12 protein-coding genes are annotated in these 14605 nt (G+C 60.5%); 4 read left to right on the top strand and 8 right to left on the bottom strand.

Annotation, left to right across the window (positions count from 1 at the left end; all coding sequences use genetic code 11):
- Positions 1-242: 242 nt before the first annotated feature.
- Positions 243-932, top strand: a complete 690-nt coding sequence (locus ACJ8HT_RS18920) for a FadR/GntR family transcriptional regulator (protein WP_033636503.1) — start codon at positions 243-245, stop codon at positions 930-932.
- Between the two features lie 67 nt (positions 933-999).
- The gene (mdtD, locus tag ACJ8HT_RS18915) at positions 1000-2415 is read left to right on the top strand and encodes a multidrug transporter subunit MdtD (RefSeq protein ID WP_197653178.1); all 1416 of its coding nucleotides are present in this window, start codon (positions 1000-1002) and stop codon (positions 2413-2415) included.
- Here mdtD and rbsR read toward each other — a convergent pair.
- The 7 genes from rbsR to kup form a co-directional block, all read right to left on the bottom strand.
- The gene (gene rbsR, locus ACJ8HT_RS18910) at positions 2412-3413 is read right to left on the bottom strand and encodes a ribose operon transcriptional repressor RbsR (protein ID WP_141971870.1); all 1002 of its coding nucleotides are present in this window, start codon (positions 3411-3413) and stop codon (positions 2412-2414) included. The two genes, mdtD and rbsR, sit on opposite strands and share 4 nt — an antisense overlap.
- A gap of 4 nt (positions 3414-3417) precedes the next feature.
- Positions 3418-4344, bottom strand: coding sequence for a ribokinase (gene rbsK, locus ACJ8HT_RS18905; protein ID WP_197653177.1), 927 nt, complete (start codon positions 4342-4344; stop codon positions 3418-3420).
- A 61-nt stretch (positions 4345-4405) separates the two neighbouring features.
- Positions 4406-5293, bottom strand: coding sequence for a ribose ABC transporter substrate-binding protein RbsB (gene rbsB / locus ACJ8HT_RS18900; RefSeq protein ID WP_025160300.1), 888 nt, complete (start codon positions 5291-5293; stop codon positions 4406-4408).
- 24 nt (positions 5294-5317) lie between these two features.
- Positions 5318-6286: a ribose ABC transporter permease gene (gene rbsC / locus ACJ8HT_RS18895; RefSeq protein ID WP_019455467.1), complete on the bottom strand. Its 969-nt coding sequence runs from the start codon at positions 6284-6286 to the stop codon at positions 5318-5320.
- A 6-nt stretch (positions 6287-6292) separates the two neighbouring features.
- Complete coding sequence (gene rbsA / locus ACJ8HT_RS18890; protein WP_060441272.1) at positions 6293-7798, bottom strand: ribose ABC transporter ATP-binding protein RbsA; 1506 nt, start codon at positions 7796-7798, stop codon at positions 6293-6295.
- Between the two features lie 7 nt (positions 7799-7805).
- The gene (gene rbsD / locus ACJ8HT_RS18885; RefSeq protein ID WP_194572971.1) at positions 7806-8225 is read right to left on the bottom strand and encodes a D-ribose pyranase; all 420 of its coding nucleotides are present in this window, start codon (positions 8223-8225) and stop codon (positions 7806-7808) included.
- Between the two features lie 171 nt (positions 8226-8396).
- Entirely contained in the window at positions 8397-10265 is a 1869-nt protein-coding gene (gene kup / locus ACJ8HT_RS18880) for a low affinity potassium transporter Kup (protein ID WP_049200553.1), read from the bottom strand.
- A gap of 283 nt (positions 10266-10548) precedes the next feature.
- Between kup and ravA the strand changes: the two genes are divergently transcribed.
- Both ravA and viaA read left to right on the top strand, forming a co-directional pair.
- On the top strand, positions 10549-12057 hold the full coding sequence (gene ravA, locus ACJ8HT_RS18875; RefSeq protein WP_048232264.1) for an ATPase RavA: 1509 nt from the start codon (positions 10549-10551) through the stop codon (positions 12055-12057).
- Positions 12058-12059: 2 nt separating this feature from the next.
- The gene (gene viaA / locus ACJ8HT_RS18870; RefSeq protein ID WP_049200559.1) at positions 12060-13523 is read left to right on the top strand and encodes an ATPase RavA stimulator ViaA; all 1464 of its coding nucleotides are present in this window, start codon (positions 12060-12062) and stop codon (positions 13521-13523) included.
- Between the two features lie 4 nt (positions 13524-13527).
- Here the strand turns inward: viaA and asnA are convergent, their stop codons facing one another.
- A complete protein-coding gene (asnA, locus tag ACJ8HT_RS18865; protein WP_197653176.1) occupies positions 13528-14520 on the bottom strand; it encodes an aspartate--ammonia ligase in 993 nt (330 codons plus the stop codon).
- Positions 14521-14605 lie beyond the last annotated feature (85 nt).

Raw genomic sequence — 14605 nt, 5'->3', positions numbered from 1 at the left:
TTCGCTTTTCTCTCGCTGACCCGGCGGCTTGTCAGTCGTTGTTCCCGGTCAGTGGAGGCGCATTATAGGGAGTTCTCGGCGGGCCGCAACCCCTAATTGCAAAAAACTTTTCAAGCGCGCTTTTTTTCAACAAAAGGGCGAAAAAGCGACGAATTTATGTCACTTTTTCCGGCAAACAGCCATAAAAGCTGGCGATCACTGGAGTAAAATAGAAATAACGATGTCAGTAAGGACCCGCAGCCATGCCGCTAAATGCACAACAACAGGCCGCCCAACGCAATCTTTCTTATCTGCTTGCAGAGAAACTCGGCCAACAAATTCTGGCGGGCGATTATCAGGCCGGCAGCATCCTGCCCGGTGAAATGGAACTGGGCGAGCAATTCGGCGTCAGCCGCACCGCAGTACGCGAAGCGGTAAAGATGTTAGCCGCCAAAGGCATGTTGTTGCCGCGCCCGCGCATCGGCACCCGCGTGATGCCGCAAAGCCAATGGAATTTTCTCGACCAGGATTTACTGACCTGGTGGATGACACGGGAAAACTTCGATCAGGTGATGCAACACTTCCTTATCTTGCGCACTTCGCTGGAGCCGCAGGCCTGCGCGTTGGCGGCAAACCACGCCAGCCCGCAGCAAACCAAGCTGCTGGCGGAGCTGATGGCGGAAATGCGCGCGCTGCATACCCAGTTTGATCGCGAGCGTTGGATCCAGGTCGATACCCAATTCCACCAGCTCATCTACGAGGCCAGCGGCAACCCGTTCCTGACCTCGTTCGCCAACCTGTTCAGTTCGGTGTACCAAAGCTACTTCCGTGCCATCACCGGCAATGAAGTGATCAAGCTGCGCCATCATCAGGCTATCGTCGATGCAATACTCGCCGGAGACAGCGCCGGCGCGCTCGTCGCCTGCCAGGTGCTGCTGAAAGAGAAAGACTAGACACGCTCCCCGCTTATATATAGAAGAAAGAGACGAGGGACAGACGACCATTTAACCAGGACCGACCATGACCCAATCCGCGCGCAGTATGGCAGGGCTACCGTGGATCGCCGCAATGGCGTTCTTTATGCAGGCGCTGGACGCCACTATCCTTAACACCGCGCTGCCGGCTATCGCCCAAAGCCTGGGGCGTTCACCGCTGGCGATGCAATCGGCCGTCATCAGCTACACGCTGACGGTGGCGATGCTGATCCCGGTCAGCGGCTGGCTGGCGGACCGCTTCGGCACCCGCCGCGTGTTCATCTTCGCCGTGACGTTATTCACCCTCGGTTCGCTGCTGTGCGCCCTGTCCCCTACGTTGAGCGTGCTGGTCGCCTCTCGCGTGCTGCAAGGCATCGGCGGCGCGATGATGATGCCGGTCGCACGATTGGCGCTGCTGCGCGCCTATCCGCGCAGCGAACTGCTGCCAGTGCTGAACTTCGTCACCATGCCCGGCCTGGTCGGGCCGATTCTCGGGCCGCTGCTGGGCGGCTGGCTGGTCACCTACGCCACCTGGCACTGGATTTTCCTGATCAATATCCCTATCGGCCTGCTCGGCATCTTCTATGCGCGCAAGTACATGCCGGACTTCACCACGCCCAAGCGTCGCTTCGATTTCCTTGGCTTCATGCTGTTCGGCCTGAGCCTGGTGCTGATCTCTACCGGGCTTGAGCTGTTTGGCGAGCGGGTGCTGGCGAGCTACGTTTCGCTGGGCATTCTGCTCAGCGGCTTCGTGATGCTGTTCGGCTATATCGCGCACGCACGCCGCCATCCTCAGCCGCTGATCGGTCTAGACCTGTTCAAAACCCGCACCTTCTCGGTCGGTATCGCCGGCAACGTCGCCTCGAGGCTGGGCACCGGCTGCGTGCCGTTTTTAATGCCGCTCATGCTGCAGGTGGGGTTCGGCTATACGGCGATCGTCGCCGGCTGCATGATGGCGCCGACCGCCATCGGTTCGCTGATGGCGAAATCCACCGTCACTCAGGTGCTGCGCTGGTTCGGCTACCGTAAAACGCTGGTCGGCATCACCGTTATCATCGGGGTACTGATCGCCCAGTTCGCCCTGCAAAGTCCGGGCATGCCGCTGTGGCTGATGATCCTGCCGCTGTTCGTGCTGGGCATGGCGATGTCCACCCAGTTTACCGCCATGAACACCATCAGCCTGGCGGATTTGAACGACGCCAACGCCAGCGCCGGCAACAGCGTCCTGGCGGTCACCCAGCAGCTGTCCATCAGCTTCGGCGTGGCAATCAGCGCGGCGGTGCTGCGTTTTTACGAATCCCTGTCGTTAGGCACCATGATCGACCACTTCCATTACACCTTTACCACCATGGGGATCGTCACCGTGGCGTCGGCGCTGGTGTTTATGTTGCTGAGAAGGAAGGATGGCCGCAATTTGATCAGCGGCCAGGAAAGCAAGAAAGAAGCGAAGGCGGCCAGTTAACGGCGGCCCACCGAGGCGCGTTCCACCAGCTCGGGCGTCAGCACCAGCACCTGGGGCGCGCGCTCCGGGTTTTGCAGGCGATTGATCAGCGCATCGATCGCCAGTTCGCCCAGCGAATCCTTCGGCTGATGAATGGTGCTCAGCGGCGGCGCCAGATAACGCGCCAACTCAATGTCATCGTAGCCCATCACCGCCATATCCTGCGGCACGGAAAGCCCGGCCTGATATAGCGCCTGATAAACGCCCACCGCCACCGCGTCGTTACCGGCGAACACCGCATGCGGCGGCTCATCCAGCGCCAGCAGTTGGCGCATGGCGTTCACGCCGCCCTCAAACTCAAAGTCGCAATGCACTTCATACCCTGGCGAAACCGGCAATCCGGCGCGCCGCATCGCGTTGCGATAGCCTTCCAGTCGGTGACGGGCGGTGGTTTTATCCTGCGGGCCGGCGATGCAGGCGATCTTGCGGTAGCCGCGGGCGATCAGATGATCGGTCGCCATCTCGCCGCCCAGCAGCGAGTTATCCTGAATAATGTCGTTGGCGCCCTCGAACGGCGCCCAGTCCATCATGACGATCGGCAGTGACGGGTAGCGGCTCAGGGCATCTTGCGATGGCCGGTGGTTTTCGGTGCACATCAGCAGCAAACCGTCGACGCGCTTTTGCAGCAGCGTCTCCATGCTGCGGTTCATGCGCGCGGCGTCTTCTTCGGTGTTGCACAGGATCAGGCTGTAGCCGCGTTCATAGCAGCTGCGCTCCACGCCGCGCACCACTTCGGCATAAAACGGGTTGTTGCTGGCGGTCACCAGCATGCCGATGGTGCGCGTCTGGTTGAGCTTCAGGCTGCGCGCCAGCGCGGAAGGCGCATAGTTCAGCTGTTCCACGGCCGCCATGACCTTGTCGCGCACGCTGTCGCTGACAAAGCGATTGTTGTTGACCACATGCGAAACGGTAGAGGTTGAAACGCCCGCCAGGCGGGCGACATCTTTCATGGTGGCCAAAGGATCACCCCTGCTGCTGCAAGAAGGCGTCGATCTCTTCACGCCACGGCACCGAAGGCTGCGCGCCAGGGCGGGTCACGGCGATCGCCGCCGCCGCATGGGCGAAACGCACCGCGTCGGCCATGATCTTGCCTTCCAACAGGGCACTCACCAGCGCACCGTTAAAGGTATCGCCGGCGGCGATGGTATCCACCGCTTGCACCTTGAAGCCGGGCACCAGTTTGCCGTTGCCGTTTTCGCTCAGCCACACACCGCGGCTGCCAAGGGTGATGATCACCGTCGCGATGCCCTTGTCGTGCAGCGCCTGCGCCGCGCGCGCCGCATCGGCGTCGTTGTCCACGGCGATACCGGTCAGGCGCTGGGCTTCGGTTTCATTCGGAGTGATCATATCGATCATGCCCAGCAGCTCGTCCGGCAGCTCACGCGCCGGGGCCGGGTTGAGGATCACCTGCGTGTGATGCTGTTTAGCCAGGCGGGCGGCGGCGATCACCGTCTCCAGCGGCGACTCCAACTGCATCAGCAAAGCGTCGGCATCGATCACTTTTTGTTGGTAGCGCGCCAGGTAATCCGGCGTCACCGCGGCGTTGGCGCCGGCATCGATGCCGATCACGTTCTCGCCTTCGGCGTTGACGAAGATCAGCGCCACGCCGGTGGTGCTGTCGGCGATGGCTTCAATCGGTTGGGTATCAATACGATCGCTCGCCAGCTGCCGGCGGACACGTTCGCCGATATCGTCGGCGCCCACGCAGGCGATAAAGGCGATCTCCGCCCCGCTGCGCCCGGCCGCCACCGCCTGATTCGCGCCCTTGCCGCCAAACGCCACCTTATACTGTTTCCCGATCACCGTTTCGCCCGGGTGGGGGAACTGTTCAATATTGAGGATATGGTCGGCATTGATGCTGCCAAGAACCACCAGCTTACCTGTTTCCATCGCATTGATTCCTGAATTGCGCGCCATCGTAAACGCCCCGTTCCGATGGCGCTGGTATGACTTACTGAGTGACCAGTTTCAAATCGACCGGAATGGTCGCCGGCACTTTTTCGCCTTTCAGCACTTTATCGGCGGTTTCCACACCGATCACGCCGATCTGATCGGGACGCTGCGCCACGGTCGCCGCCAGCTTACCGCCTTCGACCGCTTTCACGCCGTCGGCGGTGCCGTCGAAGCCTACCACGATCACGTCGGTTTTACCGGCGGTTTGCAGCGCGCGCAGCGCACCCAGCGCCATTTCATCGTTCTGGGCGAACACCGCCTGCACATCCGGGTGCGCGGTCAGCAGGTTCTGCATCACGTTCAGGCCCTTGGTGCGATCGAAATCGGCCGGCTGGCTGGCCAACAGTTTGAATTTATTCTGATCCAGCGACTGTTTGAAGCCTTCACCGCGTTCACGCGCGGCGGAAGTGCCGGCGATGCCTTCCAGCTGAATCACCTTGGCATCGGCGCCCACTTTCTTGGCGATGAAGTCGCCGGCCATTTTGCCACCCACGCGGTTATCCGAAGCGATGTGGCTCACCACGTCACCCTTGCTCGCCACGCGGTCCAGCGTAATGACCGGGATCTTCGCCTGGTTGGCCATCTTGATGGCGTTGCCTACCGCGTCGGAGTCGGTCGGGTTGATCAGCAGCAGCTTGGGCGCGCGCACCATCAGATCCTGCACGTTGGCCAGCTCTTTCGCCGGGTTGTTCTGGGAATCCAGCACCACCAGGTTGTAGCCCAGCTTGTTGGCCTCTTGCTGTGCACCGTCCTTCATCGAGACGAAGAACGGGTTGTTGAGGGTGGACACCACCAGCGCGATGGTGTCTTTGGCCATGGCATTGGCGCTCAGGGTGGCGCTCAGCGCGATGGCGGAGGCTAAGGTTGCCAGTTTTTTCATTTTCATCATCGTGATTCCTGTAGGGGGAGGTTACTTGTTGCTTTTGTTATCTACCAGAACCGCCAGCAGTATCACCACTGCCTTCACGATCATTTGGTAGTAGGAAGAAACACCCAGTAAATTCAGGCCGTTGTTCAGGAAGCCGAGGATCAGCGCCCCGATCAGCGTGCCGACGATGCGGCCCTTGCCGCCGGCCAGGCTGGTGCCGCCCAGCACCACGGCGGCGATGGCGTCCAGCTCATAGCCGGTGCCGGCGGTCGGCTGCGCCGACGACAGGCGCGCCACTTCGATCACCCCGGCCAGCGCTGCCAGCAGGCCGCACAGCGAGTAGACGATAATCTTCACTTTATCGACGCTGATGCCGGACAGGCGGGTCGCCGCTTCGTTGCCGCCCAGGGCATAAATATAGCGGCCCAGGCGCGTATGGTGCAGCATATACCAGGCGGCGATGAACACGATCGCCATGATCCAGATCGGCGTAGGCACGCCCAGCGGGCGGCCGATGCCGAACCAGCCGAAGGTGTCGGCCACGTCGGTGAAACCGGTGTTGACCGGGCTGCCGTTGGTGTACACCATGGTGACGCCGCGCAGCAGCAGCATCATTACCAGCGTGGCGATAAAGGCCTGCACTTTGCCTTTGGCGACGATCACCCCGGTGCAGGCACCAACCGCGGCGCCCAGCGCCAATGCCGCCGCCACCGCCACCAGCGCGTTGACCTCAAAGCCGACGATCGACGCCGCCACCGCGCCGGTCAGCGCCAGCAGCGATCCCACCGACAGATCGATGCCGGAGGTGAGGATCACCAGCGTCATCCCCACCGCCATGATGGCGTTCACCGAGGTCTGCTGCAGAATATTGAACAGGTTGTTCAGGGTGAAGAAGTTCGGGCTCATGGAAGAGACCACGGCGATCAGCACCAGCAGCGCAATCAACGACTTCTGCTCTAACAGCCACTCTTTACTGAACCAGCGCTTAGCTGCGATAGTCTGGGAACTCATATCTGATTACTCCTGCTTTACGCCGTATTGCTTGCCGACGGCTGCCGCCATCAACGCTTCCTGGGTGGCCTGTTCAATCGGGAACTCGCCGCTGAGATGCCCTTCGTGCATCACCAGAATGCGATCGCTCATGCCCATCACCTCCGGCATTTCCGAAGACACCAGAATGATGCTCAGCCCTTCCTGCTTGAACTGGTTGATTAACTGATAGATCTCTTTTTTGGCGCCGACGTCGACGCCGCGCGTCGGCTCATCGAGGATCAGTACCTTCGGCCGGGTCATCAGGCCGCGGGCAATCGCTACTTTTTGCTGATTGCCGCCGGAAAGCAGACCGATCGGCTGCTCCATCGACGGCGTTTTGATATTGAACAGCCGGATGAAATCCCCCACCGCCTGCCGCTCGTCGGCCTGTTTCAGGCTGCCGTCGGCGCGGCTGAAATAGCGCAGCGCGGTCAGCGACATGTTTTCCTTCACCGACATGCCCAGCACCAGGCCGTCGCGCTTACGGTCTTCCGAGATATAGACGATGCCGTTCGCCAACCCGTCCTGCGGCGAATGGGTGACCACGTCGCGGCCGTCCAAGCTGACGGAGCCGGCCTTGCGCGGGGCGGCGCCGTACAGGATTTTCATCAATTCGGTGCGCCCGGCGCCCATCAGCCCGGCCACGCCGAGGATCTCGCCGCGATACAGCGTAAAGCTGACGTCTTCAACGCCGGGGCCAGAAAGGTGGCTGACGTCCAGCCGTTTTTCCCCGCGCGGCAAATCAAGGCGCGGGTACTGCTCTTCCAGCTTGCGGCCGACCATCATCTCAATCAGCGAATCTTCCTGCAGCTCGCTCACCGGCCGCTCGGCGATAAACTGCCCGTCGCGGAATACGGTCACGTCGTCGCAGATTTCAAAAATCTCTTTCAGGCGGTGCGAGATATACACGATGCCGCGCCCTTCGGCCTTCAGCTCGTTGATCACCTTGAACAGCGAGGCAGTTTCGGTGTCGGTCAGCGCATCGGTCGGTTCGTCCATGATGATCACTTTCGATTCGAAGCTCAGCACCTTGGCGATCTCCACCATCTGCTGATCGCCGATCGACAGCTCGCCCACCAGCCGGTGGCTGCTGTAGCGCAAATTGAGCCGCGCCAACAAGCGATCGGCCTCGGCATACATGCGCTTCCAGTCAATGCGGCCGAAACGGTTGACGAACTCGCGGCCGAGGAAGATGTTTTCCGCAATCGTTAGCTGCGGGATCAGGTTCAGCTCCTGATGGATAATGCCGATGCCCGCTTCCTGCGAGTCCTTAGGCCCGTTGAACGCCACCTCTTTACCGAGAAAATACTGACTGCCGGCGTCTTTCTGGTAGATGCCGGTCAGCACTTTCATCATGGTGGACTTCCCGGCGCCATTTTCTCCCACCAACGCCATCACCTTGCCGGGATAGACGCTGAGGGCAGCGCCGGAAAGCGCCTTCACGCCGGGAAAGGCTTTATCAATCCCTTTCAGTTGCAGTAAAGGTTGCATACGCGCCTCAGAAAGTTACGCCGGCGCACAGGATCACGTTCGCGTAAGGCGAACACTCCCCGCTGCGGATCACCGCCCGGCTGTGCCCGGTTTGCGCTTTAAACGCCTGATGGCTGATATAGCGCACGCTGATGGTATTGCCCTGGCGTTGGCCCAGTGCGGTCAGTTCAGCCAACAGTGCCTCGTGGAGCGACGGATTCTGTTTCACGATCTCTTCCGCCAGGATGGCGCTTTCTACCTGCATCTCTTGCGTGACCGCCGCGAACACCTGCATGAAGGTCGGCACGCCCTGCGTCAGCGCCAGATCGATGCGCTGCGCTTCCGCCGGTATCGGCAGGCCCGCGTCGCACAGGGTGAGCTGGTCGGTATGCCCCAGCCGGGCAATCACGGCAGACACGTCGGAATTCAGTAATACGCCTTTTTTCATCTTCTCACTCCGCTAGCGAAACGTTTCGCTCTCTGAGGGAGTTTAAAAAAACGGCAGGGGAAGGCAACCGGGACAATGCAGAAGTGTGATCGCTATCGAAACGTTTCGTTCACGCCTGGACAATGCACAAACAAAAGGGGCTCAGCCATGCTGAGCCCCTTATCAGGCGGGTTAGATCTCGACCTGCGTGCCGAGCTCGATGACCCGGTTCGGCGGGATCTCAAACTGATCCGGCGCGCGCAGCGCATTGCGGCTCAGGGCGACGAACAGTTTACCGCGCAGGTAGAGGTACCACGGCCGCTTGGTGAGGATCAGCGATTCATGGGACATGAAGAACGAGGTCTCCGACATGCGGCACGGCAACCCTTCCAACCCGCAGCGGTGGAACACCTCCTCGACGTTCGGCGTTTCGCGCCAGCCGTAGCTGGCGACCACCCGCCAGAAGGTCGGCGACAGCTGTTCGATGGTCACCCGGCGCACGTTGTGCACGTAAGGCGCATCCTCGGTGCGCAGCGTCAGCAGCACCACGCGCTCATGCAGCACCTTGTTGTGCTTCAGGTTGTGCAACAGCGCAAAAGGAATGACGTTGGTGGCGCGCGACATGAACACCGCGGTACCCGGCACCCGCACCGGCGGCGATTTCTCCAGCGAGGCAATCATCGCCTCCAGCGAGTTGCCGTGTTCATGCAGGCGGCGCAGCAGGCGGAAGCGCTCGCTCTTCCAGGTGGTCATAATGAGGAACATCACCAGCGCCAAGGTCAGCGGCAACCAGCCGCCGGAGAACAGCTTCAGGGCGTTGGCGGAGAACATCGGCACGTCGATGATCAGCAAGATGGTCACGATGCCGATCGCCAGGAAGCGATTCCAGTGCCAGTTATTGATCGCCACCGAGGTGACCAGAATGCTGGTCAGCACCATGGTGCCGGTGACGGCGATGCCGTACGCCGCCGCCAGATTGCTGGAGTGTTCAAAGCCGATGATCACCAGCACCACCGAGATGTACAGCGTCCAGTTGATCACCGGAATATAGATCTGGCCGGATTCCATTTCCGAGGTGTGAATGATACGCATCGGCGACAGATAGCCCAGACGCACCGCCTGGCGGGTCAGCGAGAAGACGCCGGAAATTACCGCCTGCGAGGCGATAACCGTCGCCAGGGTCGCCAGAATCAGCAGCGGGATCAGCGCCCAGTCGGGGGCCAGCAGGAAGAACGGGTTTTTGATCGCCTCCGGGTTTTTCAGCAGCAACGCGCCCTGGCCGAAGTAGTTGAGCACCAGTGAAGGCAGCACCACGGTGAACCAGGCCAGGCGAATCGGGAACTTGCCAAAGTGCCCCATATCGGCATACAGCGCCTCGACGCCGGTGATCGACAGCACCACCGCCCCCAGCGCGAAGAACGACACCTTCTTATATTCCATGAAGAAGTTGAGCGCCCATTTGGGGTTCAGCGCCTGCAGCACTTCCGGATTCGAAATGATGCTGCGCGCGCCCAGCACCGCCAACACGATGAACCACAGCAGCATCACCGGAGCGAACAGCTTGCCGACGCTGCCGGTACCGTGCTTTTGAATGGCGAACAGCAGCGTCAGCACCAGAATGGAGAGCGGCACGATATAGGCGTCAAGCGCAGGCGCGGCGATTTCCAGCCCCTCGATCGCCGACATCACCGAGATAGCCGGGGTGATCACCACCTCACCATAAAAGAAGCTGCCGCCGATCAGGCCCAGTATGACCAGCACCGCGGTGGTGCGCGCCGAGGTGTTGCGCCCGGCCAGCGACATCAGCGTCAGAATACCGCCCTCACCGGCGTTGTCCGCGCGCATCACGTAGGTGAGATATTTGAGGGAAACGATCACGATCAGCATCCAGAAAATCAGCGACAGGAAGCCGAAAACCACGTCTGGACGAACATCGAAGCCGTAATGGCCGGAGAAACACTCTCTCAGCGTATAGAGAGGGCTGGTGCCGATATCACCGTAGACCACGCCGATGGCCGCCAGGGTTACCGCCGATAAGGACTGCTTATGCTCTGCGCTCATAATTCGTTTCTTTATCAGAACATCCGTTAGCGATGCATCCGCATCAGGCAAAATACGGGCTCAAAGATCCGTCACGCCCACCAGAAAGCCGCACAGTATGCACCATTTATACGGCTTGCCTACCCTTATATCAGAGCCGAAAAATAAACAAAATGTGAACCGGATATCCGGCACAACTTAGAAAAATATTACTAATCAATAAGCTATACCACTAAAAATAATGGTGGTTTATCATCGGATTATCGACCAAGATTGGCTAACTCTCGGACAATGCGACAATTATATGACGCCATCATCCCTTCTGGCAGAACGAATTTCCCGCCTCAGCAGCGCGCTGGAGAGCGGTCTTTATGAGCGGCAAGAAGCGATCCGCCTGTGCCTGCTCGCGGCGCTGAGCGGCGAAAGCGTATTCCTGCTCGGCCCGCCCGGCATCGCCAAGAGCCTGATCGCGCGCCGGCTGAAGTTTGCCTTCCGCAACGCCCGCTCCTTTGAATACCTGATGACGCGATTTTCCACGCCGGAAGAGGTCTTCGGCCCGCTCTCTATTCAGGCGCTGAAAGATGAAGGGCGCTATCAGCGCCTGACCGCCGGCTACCTGCCGGAAGCGGAGATCGTGTTTCTGGACGAAATCTGGAAGGCCGGCCCGGCGATCCTCAACACCCTGCTGACGGCGATCAACGAACGGCGCTTTCGCAACGGCAACAGCGAAGAACCGATCCCGTTACGCCTGCTGGTCACCGCCTCCAACGAACTGCCCGAAGCGGACAACAGCCTCGAAGCCTTATATGACCGCATGCTGATCCGCCTGTGGCTGGACAAGGTGCAGGATAAACAGAATTTCCGCTCGCTGCTGGTTAACCGCCAGAATGAGAGCCAAAACCCGGTGCCGGCGGCGCTGAGCGTCAGCGACGAAGAGTTTCTGCAGTGGCAACCGCAGATCGACAAGGTGGCGCTGCCGGAAGCCTGCTTTGAGCTGATTTTCCAGCTGCGCCAGCGGCTGGACGCGCTGGAACAGGCGCCGTACGTCTCCGACCGACGCTGGAAAAAGGCCCTGCGCCTGCTGCAGGCCTGCGCCTTCTTCAGCGGGCGCGACGCCATCGCCCCACTCGACCTGATGCTGCTGAAAGACTGCCTGTGGCACGATCTCACCTCGTTGAAGCTGCTGCAACAGCAGATCGATCAGCTGCTGACCGAATCGGCCTATCAGCAGCAGTCGATGCTGATCCAGCTGCAACAAATCCACACCCGCTGGCTGCAGGATCAGCAACAGCAAAGCGATCGGCAGGCCATCAGCCTGGTGAAAAAGGGCGGCATGTTCAGCCGCAAACCGCAATACGCGCCGGCCACGCCGTTCGCCGGCGGCACTCTCACTCTGCTGCTGCAAAAACCGCTGCAGCTGCATGACATTCAGGTCAACCATCTGAGCATCGAGAGCAGCGTGCTGGATAACTGGCTGCAAAAAGGCGGCGACGTGCGCGCCAAGCTCAACGGCATCGGCTTCGCGCAGCCGATCGATTTGGAAGTCGACGACCAACTGCACCTGACGGTGCTGGACGTCAGCCGCCAGCCTTCGCTGCTGGCGCTGCCGGGCAAACAGGCCACCGCCACGCCGCAGGCGCTGCTGGATGAAATGGACGCGTTGGCCCAGCGCCTGGCGGAACAGCGCCGCGCCTTCAGCCAGCATCAGCCCTGTCTGTTCACCCCCGCCGCCGGCCTGGCCAAGATCGAAGCCAGTCTGCTGCAGGTGGCAGAGCAGGTTAAACAGCAACTGCAGCAAATGCGCGGCCAGTAACCATGCTCAGTCTGGAGACGCTCGATCTGCTGCTGGCGATCACCGAAGGCGAGATGATCGAGGAGATGATCGTCGGCATGCTGGCGGCGCCGCAGCTGTCGGTATTCTTTAAAAAGTTTCCGGCCATTCGCCGGGCGCTGGATCGCGATCTGCCACGCTGGAAACTGCAGCTCAAGGAGCGTCTGCAGGAGGCCATGGTGCCGCCGGCGCTGGCGCAGGAATTTTACCGCTATCAACAGTGCCAGCTGGAGAACAACACCCAGTTCTATCACAACCTCAACGACACGATGGAGCTGCTGCGCCAGCTGGTCTCGCCGTTTTATGAACAGGCGCGCGCGCTGGTGGACGCCGCCGATCTGCCCAACCATCCGCTGGACGACAGCTTTCAAACCCTGTTCCTGCAGCGTTGGCGCATCAGCCTGACGCTGCAGGCCACCATGCTGCACCACCAGCTGCTGGAACAAGAGCGCGAGCAACTGATGGCGGAACTGCAGGAGCGCCTGGCGCTGAGCGGCGCGCTGGAGCCGCTGCTGTCGGAAAACGACACCGCCGCCGGCAGGCTGTGGGACATGAGCAAAGGCCAGCTGCAGCGCGGTGATTACCAACGGCTGGTGGAGTACGGCAACTTTTTGCAGCAGCAGCCGGAGCTGAAAAAGTTGGCGCAGCAGCTGGGCCGCAGCTATCAGGCCAAGGCAGTGCAGCAACAAGACGCGCAGCCCGAACCGTTCAGGGTCATGGTACAGGTGCCGGCCACGCTGCCGGAAGAAGTGAGCGGCATTCATCAAAGCGATGACATCCTGCGCCTGCTGCCGCCGGAGCTGGCGACGTTGGGGATTGAAGAGCTGGAGTTCGAGTTTTATCGCCGCCTGCTGGAAAAGCGGCTGCTGAGCTACCGGCTGCAGGGCGACGTTTGGCAGGAACAGATCCTGATCCGCCAGGTCACCCACCAGCAGCAGGATCAACAGCCGCGCGGGCCGTTTATCGTCTGCGTGGACACCTCAGGATCGATGGGCGGCTTCAACGAACAGTGCGCCAAGGCGTTCTGCCTGGCGCTGCTGCGCATTGCGCTGGCGGACAACCGCCGCTGCTACATCATGCTGTTCGCCAACCAGATCGTGCATTACGAACTCACCGCCGCCAGCGGCATCGAACAGGCGGTGCGCTTTCTCGGCCAGCAGTTTCGCGGCGGCACCGATCTGGCGGCCTGCCTGAACGCCACCGTCACCAAAATGGCGGAAAGCGGCTGGTTCGACGCCGATGCGGTGATCATTTCCGATTTTATCGCCCAGCGGTTGCCGGAGGAGGTAATAAAGAAGGTGAAACAGCAGCAGCAAAGCCACCAGCAGCGTTTCCATGCGGTGGCGATGTCCGCCTACGGCAAACCCGGCATCATGCGCATCTTCGATCATATCTGGCGCTTTGATACCGGGCTGAAAAGCCGTTTGATGCGCCGCTGGCGGCGCTAGGCGGTTAGAGCAGGCCTTCGACCGCCCCGCGCACTTCCGGCGACCACACGCCGCACTGCACCTGGCCGATATGCGACAGTTGCAACAGCAGCATCACCAAACGCGACTGGCCGATACCGCCGCCGATGGTCTGCGGCATATCGCCGCGCAACAGCGACTGGTGCCACTCCAGCTTCATGCGATCTTCGTCACCGGTCAGCGCCAGCTGATGTTTCAGCGCGGCGGCGTCGACGCGGATGCCCATAGAGGACAGCTCGAAAGCGTCCTGCAGCACCGGGTTCCACACCACGATATCGCCGTTCAGGCCCGCCAGGCCATCCGCCGCCGGCGTGGTCCAGTCATCATAATCCGGCGCCCGCACATCGTGCGATTTGCCGTGCGACAGCTTGCCGCCGATGCCGATCAGGAATACCGCGCCCAGCTCTTTGGCGATCGCCCGCTCGCGCCCTTTGGCGTCCAGATCCGGGTAGCGCTGCAGCAGGGTTTCGCTGTGCACAAAGTGGATCTGTTCCGGCAGGAACGGAGTCAGACCATGCTCGCGGCTGACTTCCGCCTCTGTAGCCTTGATGGCGGAGTAAATGCTGCGCACGGTGCTTTTCAGGTAGTCCAGGCTGCGCTCACCGTCGCCCATCACCCGCTCCCAATCCCACTGATCGACGTACACCGAGTGGATAGGCGTCAGGCGATCTTCATCCGGGCGCAGCGCCTTCATATGGGTGTACAGGCCTTCGCCAGCGCCGAAATCGTAGCTACCCAGGGTTTTGCGTTTCCATTTCGCCAGTGAATGCACCACTTCGAAGGTGGCGTCCGGCAGGGTTTTGACCTTAACCTGCACCGCTTTCTCGCTGCCGGAGAGGTTATCCTGCGTGCCATCACCCAAACGGCTGAGGATCGGGGCCTGCACTTCGATCAGACCGAGCTGTTGCTCCAGCTGGCGGGAGAAGAAGGATTTGACCTGGCTGATTTGTTGTTGTTTTTGGATAAACTGTTTTTTCATTGCCGTATCTCTTGTAAACCTGTCTCTGTTGCCATCGATTAAGCAACAAAATGATACGCCAATTCAATATCCACTAATCAATATT

Origin of the sequence: Serratia sp. CY44782, from assembly GCF_052168715.1 — a bacterium.
In the GTDB taxonomy this organism is placed as follows: domain Bacteria; phylum Pseudomonadota; class Gammaproteobacteria; order Enterobacterales; family Enterobacteriaceae; genus Serratia; species Serratia nevei.
The sequence above is the reverse complement of the archived record's forward strand: the minus strand, read 5'-3'. Positions and strand labels throughout refer to the sequence as shown.